Raw genomic sequence first — 19,430 nt, 5'->3', positions numbered from 1 at the left:
GACCCCTGATTATTGTTTTACGTTGCACAGCGCAGCGGCGCCAGCTTGCAACGTTGCATCATCTTTAGCGAACGAGAGACGAATAAGTTTATTGTCTGTGCCATCCATATAAAACGCCGACAGCGGGATGGTCGCCACACCGTGATCGACGATGAGACGTTTTACCATTTCGCTATCAGATTCGTCACTGAAATGTCCGTAACTGGCCAACATAAAGAAGGAGCCGGCACAAGGCAGCAGCTTGAACGGTGAATCTTTCATCAATGTCAGCAGGCGGTCGCGCTTTTCCTGATAAAACCGCGACAGAGAAAGATAGTTTTCAGCCTCTTGCAGATAATGCGCGAAACCGACCTGCATCGGGGTATCCGCCGCATACATCATAAACTGATGCACTTTTACCAACTCAGTCATCAGCGCGGCCGGTGCCAGACAATACCCCACGCGCCAGCCGGTAACGTGAAAGGTTTTGCCGAAGGAGGAGACGATAACGCTGCGCTCGGCGAGTTCTGGATGCGTTGCCATGCCGCAATGCTTACGCCCGTCAAACAGAATGTGTTCGTACACCTCATCGGACAGCACCACAATATCAGTGTTACGCGTTAAAGCTGCCAGGCGATCAAGATCGTCTGGAGTGAGAACCTGCGCGCTGGGATTATGTGGCGTATTGATAATGATCATGCGGGTGCGTGGCGTGATCGCGGCCTGTAATTCATCCCAGTTAATCGCAAAATCTGGTACCTGTAATTTCAGGCCAATCGGTTTGCCGCCTTGCAAACGCACCACCGGCGCATAGCTGTCGAAAGCCGGTTCAAAAAAAATCACTTCATCACCTGGATGGACCAGCGCAGTAATAGCCATGTAAATGCCCTGGCTTGCGCTGCCGGTTATCAACACTTCACTTGCCACATCGTAGCGTTGGCCATACAGCGTTTCGACTTTATTCGCCAACGCCTCTCGCAATGCGGGCAAACCGGTCATTGAGGCGTATTGATTATGACCTTCGCGCATGGCACGGCTAACTTCTTCAACCAACGCCGGATCGCAAGGGAAATTAGGCGCGCCCTGCGAAAGATTAATCGCTTTATGCTGGGCCGAGAGCTGACCAATGACGCTAAAAATGGTGGTACCGACATCCGGCAGTTTCGAGGAGATCTGTACGGGCGTTTCCAGGGACATGTTTACTCCGGTTGAATGCATAAAAAGCGACGGCAAGTAGATTTCTATTCAACTGAGTATGGCTTGAGTCGACAAGCGAATTGTTGTCATAATAGCCATGACAATAATGCATAGCTCGAGGTTAACGTGACACGCTCATCCCTTCCGCTTAATGCTATTCACGCGTTTCTGGTGACAGCACGTCATGAGAATCTGACTCACGCTGCCAGTGAATTGTGCATCACACAAGGCGCGGTTAGCCGCAAAATCGCCGCGCTGGAAAGCTGGCTTGGCTTTGCGTTATTTGATCGCCATGCACGTGGCTTACGTCTGACGCCGCAAGGCGCGGCGCTGTTACCAGAGCTGCGCCAGGGATTTGAATTGATGTTGAGCGCGACGGAAAAGGCCAGCCGCACCCACATCAGCATTCGCCTTAAAGCGCCCACCTGCGCCATGCGTTGGTTGGTTCCCCGACTGGTTTCATTAGAAAAAGCACGGCCCGAGTTGCATGTCGCCTTAACCACCACGCTTGATCATGTGTCGCAACTGGATAATTTCGATGCTGCGATTGTCTACGGCAAGCCGCAGCCCGAAGCCATGCTGTTATTTGAGGAGTCGGTAACGCCCGTGATGGCGACAGGATTGCCGCTACCTGCCAGGGTTGAGGATGTAGCGGGCATGACATTTTTGCACCCCACCAACGATACCCGTGACTGGCAATTATGGCTGGATGCGCAGCAGGTCGCGCTCACCATGAAACGTAATCAGCACTTTGCCACCATGGATCTGGCCATTAGCGCCGCCATTCAGGGGTTTGGCATTACAATGGCGGATATCAATCTGGTCGAAAACGATATCGCCAGCGGCAGACTGGTTGCGCCTTTCGCTGGCGGTGTGAAAACTGGTGCAGCCTACAGTTTATTACAGCGACCGTCGGCTGAAGCGCCACCTTTCCTGGCGGATTTGGTGGCGTGGTTGTGTCAGTCTCAGAAAGTCACCCATTCGCCGTTATCGACGGCAGGTTTAGTCAAAGGTTGAAGAGACGGTGCTTTTGGTGGCGCGCTTTTTGTTATCGGACGCACCTCGTGATGAGCATTGGAAAGGCGGAATTTGGCAACCGAGGCTTGCAGCGCTTCGGTTTGCAGCGCCAGTGCGCTAGCGGCGGCTGAGACTTCCTCAACCAGTGAGGCGTTCTGCTGCGTCACGCTGTCCATTTCTGTTACTGCGGTGCCTACCTGGGAAATGCCTTTGCTCTGCTCTTCAGAAGCGGCTGCGATTTGCTTCATGATCGCATCCACATCCTGTACTGATTTGAGAATGTTGTTCATGGTGATACCCGTGGTACCAACCAATTCCGCGCCCTTTTCAACGCGCTGAACGGAATCCTCAATGAGCGTCGCAATCTCTTTTGCTGCGCCAGCACTGCGCTGCGCCAGGTTGCGCACTTCGCTGGCGACCACGGCAAAACCACGACCTTGCTCACCCGCTCGCGCCGCTTCAACCGCTGCGTTCAGGGCCAGAATATTGGTCTGGAATGCGATACCGTTAATGACGCTGGTAATCTCAGCAATCTTTTTCGAGCTGCCAGAAATGCCCTGCATAGTATTGACCACTTCGCTGACCAAACTTCCGCCGCGTTGCGCAGTGGTTGACGCCGTTTCTGCCAGCGAGCTGGCCTGACGTGCATTGTCGGCATTGAATTTCACCGTCGCCGTTAACTGCTCCATGCTGGCAGCGGTCTGTTCCAGCGCGGCCGCCTGCTCTTCGGTACGTGAAGAGAGATCGTTATTACCCGCTGAAATTTCTGCCGCACCGCGTGAAATATTTTCGGTACCGCTGCGAATAGCACTGACAGCTTCGCGCAGGCTGTCCTGCATTGCGCTCAACAGCGGCACTAATTTGCCGACGCAGTTGCGACCAAATTCCTGTACCGGCTGGCTCAAATCGCCTTTGGCGATGACGGCAAAATGCTCACGCACACGGTCCAGCGGTTTCACCAACATCGCCACCAGATAGCGATCGGTGAACAGTAAAATCACCAATCCTGTAATCACCGCCACCATGATGATCACTTTTGTCACGGCGGTCAGGCCATCAACTGCAACGCGCGTTTCATCAAGCTTAACGGCGGCAGCCTGATTAAACTGCTCCGCGCTGGCACCAAACGCGCGGCTCAACGCAGGCGTAACGTTATTGGCCTGCTGACGATATTCCTCCAACGATCCTTGCTGGGCGCGTTGCAGCTGTAAGGCCACACCTTCGTCCAGCAGTTTTTGCCAGTTGCTGATCACGCCGTCCACGACTTCAGCACGCATTGGACCCGGGGCTAATTGCTTAAAACGCACCAGCTGCTGCGCCATGCTTTCAAGCGCCTGTTGTGCAGGCGCATAGGCGGTATCCGCAAGCGTGGTGCCCGCCGCTTTGGCTTCCATTACACGTGACAAACGTGTAACCACGCGAAAATATTGATCGTTTCCTTTGCTTAAGACAGTCATCTGCTCAACCAAATGGCGATCGACGTCGTTGCCTTCACTGAGTGAGCCCAATGCGTGAATGCTGAACAGACCGACAGCGCTCCAGAGCAGGCAAAACAGCCCGAGAACGGTAAGCATGACAGCACGAATGCTGAAGTTTCTGAGAATTCCCATACCTAAATCCTTTACGGTGATAACCGACGTTGGCCCAGCTTAAGCGGGCATAGAGAATTTATCGGCAGGGAATGGGGAAGATGTAACGGTTTTATTGGCTAATTTATTGTTGCGTTATTCTTTAGTGACGTGGGTAACACAACCAATAATCATCAAGTTAGCCTGGAATGATGAACCGGATTTCATTCACGCCACTTGATGATTAGCAAGCTTATTAAAGTTTGACCATGTGCGTCATCATCAGGCGAAACAGCCGCATACGCGCCTTCATAAAATTACGCTTCAGCACAATGCGATCTTCGCGCTCATCGCCCAGCGATAACGTAACGTCCTCACCCGGATGCCAGACTGGCCAGGGAACTTCCCCCTCAAGCTGGTGTTTGAATTCGCTGGCATCGCGGGCAAATGCAAACCAGTAGGCACACACCCGGTCAGAAAAAGCCTTGTCCTTCGCGGTATAGGCGCGATTATCATTGGCGGTCGGCATCTGAGCCAAGGTATTCATCACATAAGGCACTTCATTACCGTGCCAGGTGCCGTGAGGATAAAGATCGCGGGCGTTTTCGGAGACATAATCAAACCAGTAACGCCAGCCAGGCATACCAATATTATGCTGAGCCCGCATCACCAGCCAAGGCACCACGCTAAATGCCATATCGCGCGCAACGGCTCGGCCCAAACGCTGGTCGTCGTGAATGTCATACAGCCATTTGAGCAGGCGATAGCGCATCCGATTTTTATCACGCAGCTGGTGCAATACGGCTGTGGCATCCACACCAAAAAATTCCAGCACGCTGGCTTCATCGCTGTTACTGCCAGCGATAAGCGGAATCCGATGTTGCCGGGCGGCGAAAAAGGTTTCCAGCATCGGCTTAGGTAATACAGCATCTCCGGCTATGGGAACCGGGCCAATCATCAGTGGCTGTTCCAGAGACCAGAACGCATCTGCGGGGAGATCACGCAGCTGTTCGGCGCTGGCATTTTCCGTCAGGCCAAAGTGTTTTGCCACGCTGACGCCTTGCTGCAACGCTTTTTTGCGCGGCGTGTCCGGCAAGCTGTAAGCACTTTGCACAATTCCTTTATGAAAGAGTCCTTCGGCTAAAGGAGAACAGCAGAGTGACAGAACACTGCGCGCGCCCGATGACTCACCAAAAAGTGTGACGTTGCGGCGGTCGCCACCAAAAGCAGGAATATTGCGCTGTACCCATTGCAGTGCAGCGATTTGGTCAAGCAGACCAAAGTTATTCACTACGCCGTTGGCGGGGTACTCTTTATCCAGCGCCGGATGGGCAAAAAATCCCAAATGGCCTAAACGATAATTTACCGTAACCACCACCGCGCCACGTGATGCTAACGGTTTACCGTTATAGGGGGCTAAACCGCCCGCGCCGATGGTGTAACCGCCACCGTGCAGCCAGACCATGACCGGTAACGGTTTTACCGGCTCAATGTCCGGTGTCCAGACATTAAGATAGAGACAATCTTCACTGAAATTTCCTGGATCGCCACCGCCTACGGCCAGGCAATATTCACGGTTCTGCCAGCTGGCAGCACCAAACATGGTGGCATCGCGCGCCTCTTGCCACGGCTTTACCGGCTGCGGCGATCGCCAGCGAAGCGGGCCTTCTGGCGCGGCTGCATAAGGTATACCTTTGAAGACAAAGAGATCATCATCCATGCTCCCTCGTAACTCGCCTTCCGCAGTCATGATCCTCAGACCTGTTTCATTTTTCATCACTGATTCCCTGTTAAAGCATCTTTCCATTATTTGCAGGGCTTAAGACATTGTCTATGTCTGAGACACATTTGCAGAATATGCCGAAGGTTGGTTGAAAGGTCTGAACAAGATAATCAAAACTATTGAATATGCAGTAAACGATTTTTTCTTTAGATTTGTTTATTCAATCCGGTAGAGGAGCGTGACGCATGTTCAGTGGCATCAACCAACTGTTTGTGCGAATGGCCGATCATCCCGAAATGGGTAAACTGTTGTTACGAATAACATTTGGTGGCTTGCTGCTTTTTCATGGCCAGTTCAAAGTTATTCACGGCGTCGGCTGGATTGCGCGTCTTCTTACGCAAAAGGGTCTACCGGATTTCATCGCTTACGGTGCTTACATCGGGGAAATAATTGCCCCCATCATGATCATCATTGGCTTATTTACCCGTCCCGCTGCCTTCATCATTGCAATCAATATGCTGGTGGCGACGTTGCTGGTGAAGAGCGGCGATGTATGGCATCGCTCTGATGTCGGTGCATGGTCGTTGGAAACCGAAGCGCTCTATTTTTTAGGTGCGCTGGTGATAATGTTGATGGGTGCGGGAAAATATACGCTGGTGCGCGATACGCGCCTGCAATAATAAGAAATGAAGGGGCGACAGCAATGTCGCCCTTTTCTTTTTACTGTTCTAAACCGCAGCGCTGTAATGAACGCTGCTGTCGATCTGCATACAGCTGCATTTCATCGATGACTTCACTGCCTAACGCCTGTTCAAAGCTGGAACGACTGGCCTTGCCTGCCGATCTTGCCTGCGACTTGTCGCCTAAATTGGACTGAAAAATCCCCGCCGCGCTGACAGGTAAAAAATCCTCATACGTAATGGGATCGGCGATAACACGGCCCTCTGCAATCAGCGTTTCTAACGCATCATGCTGGCGCGGCGGCGATGCCAACCCTTTCTCGCTAAGACGATAATCAAACCACGCAAGCTGCTGCTGGCGGAGCGTAATTTCATCATCAGGAAAAGCACCAAACACACTCGCTAAATGCTGCTGATGCTGCTGATTATCGCTGCCGCTGCCCGCGTTATTCAGCAGTTGATCATAGAGCGCTCGCCCTTTAGGCGTGAGTGCTATGCCGCGCTGTTCAATTTCGCCAAAGCGTGCCGTGTGCGTGCCATGATGTCCATCTTTGAAGGTTATCGGCTCTTCCAGCGCTTTAAAACTGGTTTGACGCAGTAAAATAGGCACCTGACGGCGCGGCGGACCTTCTATCAACGTTTTGGGTTCAATGCCGCGTGACGGCATCATCTCCTGCACGCGATCAATATCCAGCGTGCGCGGGGTCAAGTGATTGATGTGGCAGCCCGGAAAGCAGACAACATCAGCGATCAGTCGATGCTGCTGATTCAAAGCCTGATAGGTGGCGCTGTCAACGCTGCTATGAGAATGCCAGCGGAAGGTTTCCAGCGCTTCATCAACAAACATGGCCGCATCGTCTGCGTGCAATCCGCCTTGCTGCTGGTGTTGTTTAATCAGTTGACGACAACGCGGCGTAAAGATATCCCGCGCCGCAAGGATTTCTGCGGCCTTTCTGCGCAGCAGCTCATCGTCGATTAATTCAAGGCGAAGCAGTGAAGTGAAAACACGAAAAGGATTGCGGCGTAAAGCTGTGTCACTGATGGGCCGAAACGCGGTGGAATGCACCGGCACGCCCGCTTGAGAAAGATCGTAGTAGCCAACGGGAAACATCCCCATTATGGCAAACATCTGTCGCAGCATGGAGAGTTCGTCAGCGGTGCCGACACGAATAGCGCCGTGACGTTCAACGCTAAGTCGGCTGAGTTCATCTGACGCAGAAAGACGATTTTTTAGGCCAACATTGGCTTCTAATGTGCGTTCGTTGACGGTCATAACCAGCTGCATCAGCGTCCCGTATTGCGGAACTTCTTGCTGATAAAGGGCCGACATAGCTTTAGAGAAGCGTGTGCGAATTGCGTCCGCACTTTGAAAGTTGTCCATTTTATCCACCTGACACCGAGAACGTTGCAGCTACTTTAATGCAACGCGCTGATGCCAGCGGAAAAAATCACGAATTTGTGATCGGCTTAAAGCCGTAGCGATTTTTTAAGATCAACATCAGGGTTGTGATGACAGCGGGAATAGCCAGTAGCAGGAAAATGGAATTAAATGACCAGCCCAGCGACAGCATTTCTGCGCCGATAAAAGCGCTAAGAATGGCACCAATGCGCCCAACGCCGTGCATCCAGCTGGAGCCGGTAGCACGCGCATGCGTGGGATAATAGCTGGCAGAAAGTGCATTCATTCCCGTATTTGCGCCGTTGAAGCAGAAGCCGCTGCAAAAGGCGATGCCGCTCATAATACCGACCTGTGCCGGTGAGAAACCCAGCGCTACAATTGCAATACCCCCGCAAAAATAGATGCCCGCTAAGGCCAGGTTGGCGTTAAAGCGATCCATTAACCAACCTGCGAACAGCGAACCCAGCGTGCCGCCAGCTTGATACATGGCGGTAATGATCGCGGCTTCCGTAACCGACATCCCCAAAGTATTGACCAACGACGGCAACCAACTGCCAATCAGATACACCAGGAACAAGCCCATAAAATAGCCGCCCCACAGCATCAGGCTGCCAAACAGGTAGCGCGGAGAAACAACCGTACTGATGGCACCGCTATGCTGTGGAACGGCTTCTACCGCATGAAAATCGGTGTCTGGGCGTGTGGTGCCAGGCAGCATACGCTCCAAAATGGCATGTATCCGCGCTGCAGGCGCGCGCCGACTGATCAGGAAGCGTACAGATTCAGGCAGGCCGCGCAGCAAAAACGGCAGCACGATCAACGGTAGAATCCCGCCCAGCAACAAAACGGAATGCCAGTCGTAGCGAGGCAGCAACCACGAAGCAGCAAAGCCTCCGCTGGCAGCACCAAAGGTAAATCCACAAAACACCACGGTGATGATAAAAGCGCGGCGGCGTTCTGGTGCGTATTCAGCCACTAACGTGCCGACATTGGGCATTGCAGCCCCTAATCCAAGCCCCGTCAGGAAGCGGAACAACATCATCTGCTCGATGTTTTGCGATAGCGCGGTCGCTAACGTCCAGAGGCCAAAAAAGAATACGCTCAGGATAATCATCATTCGACGCCCATAGCGATCGGCCAGCGGACCGGCAACCATTGCACCGATAGCCAATCCTATTAAGGCTGCGCTAATGACCACGCCTAACTGATGATTGGTCACGCCCCACGCAGCTTTAAGCGTTGGCGCGATAAATCCCATAATTGCGATGTCCATGCCATCGAGGGCAACCACAATGAAACACAATGCGATTAACCGTTTCTGCCAACGGCTTAAAGCACGTTGGTTTATTAACTGGCGAACATCCACCGCCTCGACGCTGGTCACTGAAATACTCCTCACTTCGCGATCAGGATTAGACATCAGTTTTGGTAAAAAAAACGGCGCTAATGATAGCCGATCGTTAACAATAAAACGCCCGATTTTTATATGATATTGAGAATTATTCAACCTTTTTATTGGTAAGTGATTGATTGTAATATGGCTACCATGCATCCTTACTCGAATATATTTGTCGCATGTTCTTATCAAATTCAGCAGCTTATTGCTGTATTCCGATTTAAGAATTCATTTGTTAATGTTATTTTGCAGCAAAGTTAACAGAATCCATTTTTTAGGGTTGCCAGCCTCTTGAGTTTGTCATTAAGTTTGAACAATGGACAAAAACATCATCTTTAATCAGCGCATACGACTGCGCCACTTACATACTTTTGTTGCCGTCGCGCAGCAAGGCACTTTAGGCAGAGCGGCAGAAACGCTGAGCCTGAGCCAGCCTGCCCTGTCGAAAACATTGAATGAACTGGAAGAGTTAACGGGCGTTCGGCTTTTTGAGCGGGGTCGACTAGGCGCACAGCTGACTACCATGGGCGAACAGTTTTTGACACACGCCGTAAAAGTGTTGGATGCGCTAAACCATGCGGGTCAAAGCTTTAATGAACCGCTCACTGACCGCCCTATCATCATTCGCTTAGGCGCACTAACCACAGCGGCAATGGGTATGTTGCCGCAAATTCTGGATCGTTTTCATCAACTGCAACCGCATACCACGGTACAGGTCGCAACCCTGCACAATAATGTCTTATTAGCGGGACTGAGAGCGGGCGAATTTGACATTGGTATTGGCCGAATGGCTGATAGCGAAATGATGGCAGGTTTAACTTATGAGCTGCTGTTTCTGGAATCACTTAAGCTGGTTGTTCGTCCTGAACACCCCCTTTTATGTGACAACGTCACATTATCCCGTGCGATGCAATGGCCGGTCGTGATTTCACCGGAAGGAACGGCGCCACGCCGAATTGCGCAGCAGATGCTTGATGAACAAGGCTGCGTATTGCCGCCTAATTGTGTTGAGACCTCCTCAACATCGCTTGCCCGACAGCTTGCGCTGCGTTACGACTATATTTGGTTCGTCCCTTCTGGCGCTATTAAAGAGGATCTCACGCATAATGCCGTATGTGCATTGCCGATTAATTCTTCTGGTGCGGGCGAGCCGGTGGGAATCATCACCCGCACCGGCAATACGTTGAGTTTGAGTACAGAAGTACTGATGTCAACGATTCGCAAATTTCACAGTTAGCGGCTGCGTTTGGCGTGCTTTTCCCAGTTATCCAGGCGCGCTTTGTCGGTTTTGCGCATGCCGACATAGAGCGCCCCGCTGCCGCCATGCTGGGCTTGCGCCACGCAAAAGGTTTGAACCTCATCAAATTGTTTTAGCCAGCGCGCAAGATAACTGCGTACGATGTTTGCATGAGATTCGTTGTCACGCCCTTTGCCATGGATGATGAGTACATTGCGTAGCCCCTCTTTTCTCGCCTGCTGGATGAAGCTAAACACTGCCTGACGACAGGTTTCAACCGGCTGACGCAGCAGATTCAGGCTGGCATCAAGTGGATATTCCCCTTTACGGAGTTTATCTAACACGCCTTGCTGAATACCGTCAGCTTTGTATTCCAGCAAGGTATCCAGCGGCACAATATCGAGAAAGCCGCGTGTCAGGAAATTATCCTGCTCCGCTTCTGCCTGAGTTGGACGCGGAGCTTTGGTTGAAGGGGATTTTAACCACAAGGTGTTGGCTGTATCTTTCAGTGGAGTGACATCACCGATGGCATCTCGAAAAATATTGTCTTCATCAAGGTTCATGGTTTTTCACACCTAATATAATGATGGGTCGCAATATAGACCCCGTCAGAGAGAGTAGCAAAAAGCGGAATACCTGCGCTAAAGCTGTTTTTTACTTAAGAATATCAAAAGAAAATGTGTGCGTGAGATCAATAAAGCGGCAACATTTCGTGACACATGACACATTTTAATACCGCCAAGGCCCGTCATGCCGCCCTTCCCGCCTGGAAAATCCATCCTTACACTTGGTGAGGATAATACTGCTCGGATGAGTTCCCTTCGGGCTGAAAAATGTTAAAATTGACCGCAGTCAATTATCGTAGAGCTAACCATTATGATCCCTGAAAAACGCAGCATTCGTCGTATTCAGTCAGGCGGTTGTGCTATTCACTGCCAGGATTGCAGCATCAGTCAGTTATGTATCCCTTTTACGCTAAACGAACATGAGCTGGATCAGCTCGACAACATTATTGAGCGTAAAAAACCGATACAGAAAGGTCAAACTCTCTTCAAAGCCGGCGATGATTTAAAATCGCTCTATGCTATTCGCTCCGGCACCATTAAAAGTTACACCATCACCGAACAGGGCGACGAACAGATCACCGGTTTCCATCTTGCTGGCGACTTAGTGGGTTTCGACGCCATTATGGGCAACAACCATCCAAGTTTTGCTCAGGCATTAGAAACGGCAATGGTATGCGAAATTCCTTTCGAAACGCTGGACGATCTCTCTGGCAAAATGCCGGCTCTGCGTCAGCAAATGATGCGTTTGATGAGTGGTGAAATCAAAGGCGATCAAGACATGATTTTACTGCTCTCCAAAAAGAATGCGGAAGAGCGTTTAGCTGCCTTTATTTGGAACCTTTCTCGCCGTTTTGGTCAACGTGGTTTCTCACAGCGCGAATTTCGCCTCACCATGACGCGCGGAGATATCGGTAATTACCTTGGTTTGACGGTAGAAACGATTAGCCGCTTGCTGGGACGCTTCCAAAAAAGCGGAATGCTGGCGGTTAAAGGAAAATACATCACTATTGAAAACCACGCTTTACTGGCTGAATTAGCCGGCCAGAGTCACCAGGCTGCATAGATAATTGCCGGGTCGATAAAATGTTATTTTATTGATCCGGCAACAACTTTTTCCCTTCTTCCCGTCATAAACATAGGCTATCTTTAATCCAATTGCTTTGGTGTATGGAGAATGCCCTTATGTCACGCTACCAAAATATTCTGGTTGCCATTGATGCTCAGCAGGACGATCAGCCAGCGCTGCGTCGTGCGGTTTATCTCAACCAACTCATTGGCGGCAAAATCAAAGCCTTTTTGCCTATCTATGATTTCTCTTATGAGATGACCACGCTGCTGTCGCCAGATGAGCGCTCATCAATGCGTCAGGGCGTTATCAGCCAACGAACTGAATGGATTCGTGAGCAGGCGCAAGCGTATCTGGACGCGGGTATAGAGATTGAAATAAAGGTTATTTGGCATAATCGCCCTTATGAAGCCATTATTCAGGAAGTGCTAAGCCAGAAACATGATTTAGTCCTGAAGATGGCGCATCAGCACGATCGTCTCGAATCCGTGATTTTCACCCCCACCGACTGGCATTTGCTGCGTAAATGTCCCTGCGCAGTCTGGATGGTAAAAGATCAGCCTTGGCCGGAAGGCGGTAAAGCGATTGTCGCGGTCAATCTCGCCAGCGAAGAGCCGCATCATGATGGACTGAACCAAAAGCTGATCCGCGAAACCAAGCTGCTTGCCGATATGGTGAATCATACCGAAGTCCATTTGGTTGGCGCGTATCCCATCACACCCATTAATATCGCCATTGAACTGCCTGATTTCGATCCCGGCGTCTATAACGACGCCATTCGCGGCCAGCATTTAGTGGCAATGAAAGCGTTACGCCAGAAGTTCTCAATTGGTGAAGAGTTCACACACGTCGCGAAAGGTTTGCCGGAAGAAGTGATTCCTGATTTAGCCGGTCATCTCAGCGCAGGTATCGTGGTGTTAGGCACTATTGGGCGCACTGGATTGTCCGCCGCATTCCTCGGTAATACTGCCGAACAAGTCATTGATCATCTTCGTTGTGATTTGCTGGCAATAAAGCCAGATGACTTCACTTCACCGATTGATTTAGACGATGAGGAAGATGAGGAAGATTAATCTCTTCTCAACAAAAAAAGGCGGCTCATAGAGCCGCCTTTTTTATGGCATACCTAATGATTACAACGCTTTTAAAATGCCTTCAACGCTGGCTTTTGCATCGCCAAACAACATGTGTGTGTTGTCTTTGAAGAACAGCGGGTTCTGCACCCCAGCGTAGCCGGTATTCATTGAACGTTTAAAGACGATAACATTTTGCGCTTTCCACACTTCAAGCACTGGCATACCCGCGATTGGACTGCGCGGATCTTCCAGTGCTGCCGGGTTTACAGTGTCGTTAGCACCAATCACCAGCACCGTGTCGGTATCGCTAAAGTCATCGTTGATCTCATCCATTTCCAACACCACGTCATAAGGTACTTTGGCTTCGGCCAGCAACACGTTCATGTGACCAGGCAAACGTCCTGCGACCGGATGAATACCAAAGCGAACTTTGATACCCCGCGCGCGCAATTTGTCAGTGATTTCAGCTACTGGATATTGCGCCTGCGCCACCGCCATACCATAGCCGGGTGTAATGATGACCGACGTGGAGGCTTTTAACATTTCTGCCGTTTCTTCAGCCGTGATTTCACGGTGTTCACCCGCTTCGTCACTCTCGCCTGCTACGCTGACATCAGTACCGAATCCACCAGCAATAACGCTGATGAACGATCGGTTCATCGCCTTACACATAATGTACGAGAGGATGGCACCCGAAGAGCCAACCAGCGCGCCGGTAACGATCAGCAAATCATTGCTCAGCATAAAACCTGCCGCCGCCGCCGCCCAACCTGAATAGGAGTTCAGCATCGAAACCACGACCGGCATGTCTGCACCGCCGATGGAGGCCACCAGATGCCAGCCAAACGCCAATGCAATGACTGTCATGACAAACAGTGCAAACACCTGCGCGCCTGAGCTATCGGTATTAACGAACCACAGCAACAGCAGGAATGAAACCACCAACGCCAGCAAGTTCAGCTTGTGCCGATGTGGCAGCATCAATGGACGCGACGAAATTTTGCCACAGAGTTTGCCAAACGCCACCAGAGAACCGGTGAAGGTCACTGCACCAATAAAGATACCGATAAACACTTCGGTCAGATGGATATTCTCCATCACATTCGGCAAACCGGGGGCATGATCGATATAGCTGTTGATACCAACCAATACCGCCGCCAAACCCACAAAGCTGTGCAGGATAGCCACCAGCTCTGGCATTTCGGTCATTTCAACTTTTTTCGCCAGACGAATACCAATTGCACCGCCAATCACCATCGCCAACAGAATCCAGACCACGTTGCCACTGTCTGGGCCAAAAATGGTGGCGATCAGCGCAATTGCCATGCCGCTGATACCAAAGGTATTGCCCCGCTTGGACGTCTCATGTTTTGAGAGGCCAGCCAGACTACAAATAAACAAAATTGCGGCAACAATGTATGCTGCAGTCACTAATCCGCCAGACATGTGTTACCCCTTACGAAACATTTTCAGCATGCGTTGAGTGACGGTAAAGCCACCAAAAATATTGATGCTGGCGATCAGCACCGCAATAAAGGAAATAAACGTAACCCATCCACCGTGCCCCATTTGCAGCACTGCTCCCACCACGATAATGCCGGAAATGGCGTTGGTGACTGACATTAGCGGTGTATGAAGCGCATGGCTGACATTCCACACCACGTAATAACCCACCACGCAGGAGAGCGCGAAAACGGTGAAGTGCGACAGGAATTCACTCGGTGCTACGTTTGCCAGACAAGCGAACAGCACGATAGCCAGCGCAATCAGCAGGTATTTACGTGTTGGAGAAGCGGGTTTTGCCTCCGCTTTTTTCAGCGGTTGAGCAGCGGGTGCCGCTTTAGGCGCAGCAGAAACCTGAATCGGCGGAGCTGGCCAGGTCACTTCTCCCTCGCGAATCACAGTAACGCCACGTACCACAACGTCATCAAAGTCGACAGCGATCTCGCCGTTTTTCTCTTTGCATAACAGTTTGATCAGGTTAAGCAGATTGGTGCCATAAAGCTGAGACGACTGCGTAGGTAAACGGCTTGGCAGATCGGTGTAACCGATGATTTTCACGCCATTAGGCGTCACAGTAACCTGATCGGCAACGGTTAACGCGCAGTTACCGCCAGTTTGTGCCGCCAAATCAACGATGACGCTGCCCGGTTTCATGCTGGCAACCATCTCTTCGGTGATCAGTTTGGGGGCCGGTTTGCCGGGAATCAACGCGGTGGTAACAATAATGTCAACATCCTGCGCCTGGCTGGCAAACAGCGCCATTTCGGCCTTGATAAAGGCTTCCGACATGACTTTGGCATAGCCATCACCGCTGCCCGCTTCCTCTTCGAAATCGAGCTCGAGAAATTCGGCACCCATGCTCTGTACTTGCTCTTTTACTTCAGGGCGAGTATCAAAGGCACGCACGATAGCGCCCAAACTGCCTGCCGCACCAATTGCCGCGAGTCCAGCTACGCCAGCGCCAATTACCATGACTTTAGCGGGAGGAACTTTACCCGCTGCCGTGATTTGACCGGTAAAAAAGCGGCCAAACTCATGGGCGGCTTCAACAATGGCTCGGTAACCCGCAATGTTTGCCATTGAGCTCAGCGCATCAAGCGACTGCGCGCGTGAAATGCGCGGCACTGAATCCATCGCCATGACAGTTACATTGCGCGCCGCCAGTTTTTCCAGCAGATCGGGATTTTGCGCTGGCCAAATAAAACTCACTAAGGTGCTGCCTTCACGCGCCAGTAAAATCTCTGCATCATCAGGTGCGTTCACTTTAAGGACGATGTCAGATTGCCACACCTGCTGGCTGTCAGTCAGTGTCGCGCCGGCGCGACGATAACTTTCGTCATCAAAGCTTGCACGCTTACCGGCGTCATGCTCGACAGTGACGCTAAAACCCAGCTTAATCAGTTGTTCAACGGTTTTCGGCGTGGCAGCCACGCGCGATTCGTTTAACAACCGCTCTTTGGGAATTCCAATTAACATAATGTTCCCTTTTATCGGTTAAAGGATGATCGCCTGTTACCTGCATGACAGTACAACGCCTGAAACACGGTTTCAGGCGCTTATAAATGAAATGCATTTGTTTCGAAGTATTTATAACCTACTGAAAATATGTCTGCCGATCTACACTCATAACGCATACTTATGACATTCACACAATTATTCAGTCTCAGAGAATAAATCCCGTGCTTTAACACTGCTAATCGACTCTTAAATAAAATTATCTGCTAAGCAAAATCGTGTCATGACGCACATCGCATCGACAAAAACCGTTATTTAACAATATATTAACTGTTACAGCGTTAAGCCTTACCACTTAAACGGGTTAATTGACGCTGATCGCAGCCATAATATCTTTTCGTCATAGATGAATGAAAAAAAGAGTCTTCATTAACGAGATATGCCGCAAAAAATGGCTGCGACAGCCTGTTTATAACATGCAATAATCAGCGGCTAATCTGTTATACATCAAGAGTCCAGCACGTTTTCGTACTCATTTTTGCGTAAGGCGAAGGATCATTTTTATGAAGCTGAAGAACACCATTCTGGCGACGACCTTGTTATCTCTGTTAGCAGCTAACGCATATGCTGCGCAGGAACTGACGCCGGAAAAAGCGGCCGCGTTGAAGCCATTCGAACGTATTAATATCACCGGCCGTTTCAACGCGATTGGCGACGCTGCCGACGCGGTGTCAAAGCGCGCAGATGAGATGGGCGCCACCTCTTATTACATTCAGGGCATCAATGACAGCAACGGAAACAGCGGCAACTGGCGCGTGACAGCTGATCTCTACAAAGCCGATGCCGCTAATGCAGACAGTGACAAACATCAATACCGTAGCTTCAATGGCGTGAAAGAATTGCCAAAAAATGAAGCCTTCATGCTTGAACCTTTCGATACCGTATCAGCCAGCGGTTTCTTTGCCAGCCAGCCGGATGTTAATGACGCCATCTCTAAAGCAGCCAAAGAGAAAGGTGCAGCCTCCTTCTTTATCGTGCGCCAGATTGATGCCAACAACGGCGGTAACCAATACGTTACGGCTTACGTTTATAAAGCGGATGCCAAAGCGCGCAAGGTGCAAAGTCCTAACCTGATCCCAGCCAATTCCGAAGCCGGTAAAGCGGCTATCGCTGCGGGCGGCGCGGCAGCGAAGAATGTCGAGATTCCTAACGTTGCGTCTTCAGAAACACCAAGCAACAATGTTGGACGCTTCTTCGAAACACAAAGCTCCACCGGTAAACGTTACACGGTAAATTTGGCAAACGGTAAATCAGTTCAGGAAGTCAACGCCATTACCGCTGCGCAGATGCAGCCGTTTGATACCGTGACCTTCACCGGGCATTTTGGATCGCCTACCGAAATTTCTGAAGAAGTCGCTAAACGTGCAGCCGATAAAGGCGCTAAGTTCTATCACGTGACGCGTCAATGGCAGAACCAAAGTGGCGGTAACCTGACTGTTACCGCAGACATCTTTAAGTAAGATTCTCAGGGCGGCGCCCGCCGCCCTGTTATTTGCATAATCCCTGCCCGCTTTTGCATATTCACGCATTGCCATCTCATTCAGCACTCCGTAAAATCTTCCGCCTGCTTTTCAGGGTATTTCATCGTTCCTGTCGCTTAAGCTACGATATAAATTCGATAAATGCCGTTTTACCCAGCCACTTATGCTAGCAGGAAGGATGTTTTGGAGAAAAAATTAGGTCTTAGTGCCTTAACGGCGTTGGTGCTCAGTTCTATGCTGGGTGCAGGCGTGTTCAGCTTGCCGCAGAACATGGCGGCCGTAGCCGGTCCGGCGGCGTTGCTGATTGGCTGGTTGATCACGGGCGTAGGGATTATTTTTCTGTCGTTGGCTATGTTGATGCTTACGCGTCTCAAACCCGAGCTAGATGGCGGCATATTCACCTATGCGCGAGCAGGATTTGGCGAACTCATGGGGTTTTGCTCGGCGTGGGGATATTGGCTTTGCGCGGTTATCGCCAACGTCTCTTATCTGGTGATCGTTTTTTCCGCGTTGAGCTTCTTCACCGACACACCCGATCACACTGTTTTTGGCGATGGCAATACCTGGCAAGCGATGTTGGGAGCGTCCGTTTTGCTCTGGCTGGTGCATTGTCTGGTGCTTCGTGGCGTACAAACCGCAGCCAGCATCAATCTTTTAGCCACTTTAGGTAAATTGATCCCCCTTTTGCTGTTCATTGTCCTGGCGGTGATGGCGTTCAATTACGACCGATTCCACTTTGATTTTTCCGGCGTCACGCTTGGCCAACCGCTGTGGGAACAGATCAAGCAAACCATGCTGATCACCTTATGGGTTTTCATCGGGGTTGAAGGCGCAGTGGTTGTTTCCTCTCGTGCACGCAATAAAAAAGATGTAGGCCGTGCAACCTTGCTGGCGGTGCTTGCCGCGTTGTTGGTCTATTTACTGGTGACGTTGCTTTCATTAGGCGTTGTGCCGCGAGCAGAACTGGCAGAAATGCGTAATCCTTCCATGGCGGGCCTGATGACGCATTTAATGGGAAATTGGGGTGATGCAGTGATTGCTGCCGGATTGATTGTGTCCGTCTGTGGCGCTTATCTGAGCTGGACGATAATGGCAGCAGAAGTTCCCTTTATCGCTGCGCAGCAAGGCGCGTTTCCGCGCAGTATTGCACGTCAAAACAGCCGCAACGCCCCATCAGCCTCGCTTTGGCTGACCAACGGGAGCGTTCAGGTTTGCCTGATCCTTATTGCCCTGACAAAGGCTGATTATAATACGCTGCTTAATATCGCCTCAGAAATGATTCTGGTGCCCTATCTGCTAGTGGGTTTGTATCTGATTAAAGTGGTGCGAGGAAAAGGTCAACCGCTGCCAATGGCTATCGGCATCGGTGCCAGCACTTATGGCATTTGGCTGCTTTATGCCTCTGGTCCCCTGCATCTACTGATGTCAGTGGTGCTTTATGCGCCGGGTCTGCTGCTGTTTCTGTTTGCCCGTCGTGGCGGGCGAAGCGATATTGCGCTTACGTCGCTTGAGCGCGTAGCAATGGGATTGTTGATTGCTGCCACGTTGCCTGCAATGTGGCAGCTAACGAATTAATGTGATTGTTCGGGAATGGAGACACACAGCAGGTCAACCTGCTGTGTTAAATCGACCGGCTTGCGGTATTCCTGCTGGATGCTGTCGAGCTGCTGCTCGGAGAGCGGATAAGGAAGCTGGATATCAAAGCGGTTAATGTGCTGCTGTTCAGCAAGGGTGATCAAACGAGCGATGTTAATCTCGTCGCTGACCTGAGTTGAAATGATTTGTAATGCTAATTCTTTCAGGTGCTCGTCAGTGGCCTGTAAACTGTGCGCAGATTTGCGTGTCACCATGCCGAAGATCGGCAACACGCCATAAATGGCATCAACAAAACTCCAACGTTTCTTGCAAGATGCGGAAAGAAAATCACTGTAATTGAAGCAGATGCGGTCACTGTATATGGCTGATGCCAGCTCTTTATCAGACACACTCACGCTCCTCATGTTTATCGTTACGGTTCCGAAACTTGC

Annotated in this window: 16 protein-coding genes; 7 read left to right on the top strand and 9 right to left on the bottom strand. The window is 50.8% G+C overall.

All coding sequences use genetic code 11. The annotated features are described in order from the left end of the window. Window positions 1-9: 9 nt before the first annotated feature. Window positions 10-1,176: a methionine aminotransferase gene (locus MUG06_RS04895; protein WP_243077891.1), complete on the bottom strand. Its 1,167-nt coding sequence runs from the start codon at window positions 1,174-1,176 to the stop codon at window positions 10-12. A gap of 126 nt (window positions 1,177-1,302) precedes the next feature. Between MUG06_RS04895 and MUG06_RS04890 the strand changes: the two genes are divergently transcribed. Continuing rightward, a complete protein-coding gene (locus tag MUG06_RS04890; RefSeq protein WP_243077890.1) occupies window positions 1,303-2,193 on the top strand; it encodes a LysR substrate-binding domain-containing protein in 891 nt (296 codons plus the stop codon). Here MUG06_RS04890 and MUG06_RS04885 read toward each other — a convergent pair. Together MUG06_RS04885 and MUG06_RS04880 are read right to left on the bottom strand one after the other, a co-directional pair. Next, window positions 2,142-3,803 (bottom strand): methyl-accepting chemotaxis protein, encoded by a 1,662-nt coding sequence (locus tag MUG06_RS04885; protein ID WP_243077889.1) that lies wholly within the window; start codon window positions 3,801-3,803, stop codon window positions 2,142-2,144. The two genes, MUG06_RS04890 and MUG06_RS04885, sit on opposite strands and share 52 nt — an antisense overlap. A 214-nt stretch (window positions 3,804-4,017) precedes the next feature. Beyond that, window positions 4,018-5,538, bottom strand: a complete 1,521-nt coding sequence (locus MUG06_RS04880; RefSeq protein WP_243077888.1) for a carboxylesterase/lipase family protein — start codon at window positions 5,536-5,538, stop codon at window positions 4,018-4,020. Window positions 5,539-5,729: 191 nt separating this feature from the next. Between MUG06_RS04880 and MUG06_RS04875 the strand changes: the two genes are divergently transcribed. Continuing rightward, on the top strand, window positions 5,730-6,164 hold the full coding sequence (locus MUG06_RS04875) for a DoxX family protein (RefSeq protein ID WP_243077887.1): 435 nt from the start codon (window positions 5,730-5,732) through the stop codon (window positions 6,162-6,164). Between the two features lie 40 nt (window positions 6,165-6,204). Here MUG06_RS04875 and MUG06_RS04870 read toward each other — a convergent pair whose 3' ends face one another. Both MUG06_RS04870 and MUG06_RS04865 read right to left on the bottom strand, forming a co-directional pair. Next, window positions 6,205-7,545, bottom strand: a complete 1,341-nt coding sequence (locus MUG06_RS04870; RefSeq protein ID WP_243077886.1) for a VOC family protein — start codon at window positions 7,543-7,545, stop codon at window positions 6,205-6,207. A gap of 67 nt (window positions 7,546-7,612) precedes the next feature. Further along, the gene (locus MUG06_RS04865) at window positions 7,613-8,947 is read right to left on the bottom strand and encodes an aromatic acid/H+ symport family MFS transporter (RefSeq protein ID WP_243077885.1); all 1,335 of its coding nucleotides are present in this window, start codon (window positions 8,945-8,947) and stop codon (window positions 7,613-7,615) included. Window positions 8,948-9,275: 328 nt separating this feature from the next. On the opposite strand from MUG06_RS04865, the gene MUG06_RS04860 reads away from it, so the two are divergent. Next, entirely contained in the window at window positions 9,276-10,196 is a 921-nt protein-coding gene (locus MUG06_RS04860; RefSeq protein WP_243077884.1) for a LysR substrate-binding domain-containing protein, read from the top strand. Here the strand turns inward: MUG06_RS04860 and smrA are convergent. After that, the gene (smrA, locus tag MUG06_RS04855) at window positions 10,193-10,759 is read right to left on the bottom strand and encodes a DNA endonuclease SmrA (RefSeq protein WP_243077883.1); all 567 of its coding nucleotides are present in this window, start codon (window positions 10,757-10,759) and stop codon (window positions 10,193-10,195) included. The genes MUG06_RS04860 and smrA overlap by 4 nt on opposite strands. Before the next feature lie 313 nt (window positions 10,760-11,072). On the opposite strand from smrA, the gene MUG06_RS04850 reads away from it, so the two are divergent. Together MUG06_RS04850 and uspE are read left to right on the top strand one after the other, a co-directional pair. Beyond that, window positions 11,073-11,825, top strand: coding sequence for an FNR family transcription factor (locus MUG06_RS04850; RefSeq protein ID WP_215846767.1), 753 nt, complete (start codon window positions 11,073-11,075; stop codon window positions 11,823-11,825). Window positions 11,826-11,944: 119 nt separating this feature from the next. Further along, window positions 11,945-12,901, top strand: a complete 957-nt coding sequence (gene uspE, locus MUG06_RS04845; protein WP_215846766.1) for a universal stress protein UspE — start codon at window positions 11,945-11,947, stop codon at window positions 12,899-12,901. Window positions 12,902-12,961: 60 nt separating this feature from the next. Here the strand turns inward: uspE and pntB are convergent, their stop codons facing one another. Continuing rightward, window positions 12,962-14,350 (bottom strand): Re/Si-specific NAD(P)(+) transhydrogenase subunit beta, encoded by a 1,389-nt coding sequence (gene pntB, locus MUG06_RS04840; protein WP_215846765.1) that lies wholly within the window; start codon window positions 14,348-14,350, stop codon window positions 12,962-12,964. A gap of 3 nt (window positions 14,351-14,353) precedes the next feature. After that, the gene (gene pntA, locus MUG06_RS04835; RefSeq protein ID WP_243077882.1) at window positions 14,354-15,883 is read right to left on the bottom strand and encodes a Re/Si-specific NAD(P)(+) transhydrogenase subunit alpha; all 1,530 of its coding nucleotides are present in this window, start codon (window positions 15,881-15,883) and stop codon (window positions 14,354-14,356) included. 542 nt (window positions 15,884-16,425) lie between these two features. Here pntA and ydgH point away from each other — a divergent pair. Continuing rightward, complete coding sequence (ydgH, locus tag MUG06_RS04830) at window positions 16,426-17,382, top strand: DUF1471 family protein YdgH (RefSeq protein WP_215846763.1); 957 nt, start codon at window positions 16,426-16,428, stop codon at window positions 17,380-17,382. A gap of 204 nt (window positions 17,383-17,586) precedes the next feature. Further along, window positions 17,587-18,978: an amino acid permease gene (locus MUG06_RS04825; RefSeq protein WP_243077881.1), complete on the top strand. Its 1,392-nt coding sequence runs from the start codon at window positions 17,587-17,589 to the stop codon at window positions 18,976-18,978. Here the strand turns inward: MUG06_RS04825 and MUG06_RS04820 are convergent. Then, window positions 18,975-19,388, bottom strand: coding sequence for a hypothetical protein (locus MUG06_RS04820; protein WP_215846761.1), 414 nt, complete (start codon window positions 19,386-19,388; stop codon window positions 18,975-18,977). The two genes, MUG06_RS04825 and MUG06_RS04820, sit on opposite strands and share 4 nt — an antisense overlap. Window positions 19,389-19,430: the final 42 nt, after the last annotated feature.

Source organism: Pantoea sp. MQR6 (assembly GCF_022761075.1).
Taxonomy (GTDB): Bacteria; Pseudomonadota; Gammaproteobacteria; order Enterobacterales; family Enterobacteriaceae; genus Pantoea; species Pantoea phytostimulans.
This window is presented reverse-complemented; position numbering and strand designations above follow the sequence as displayed.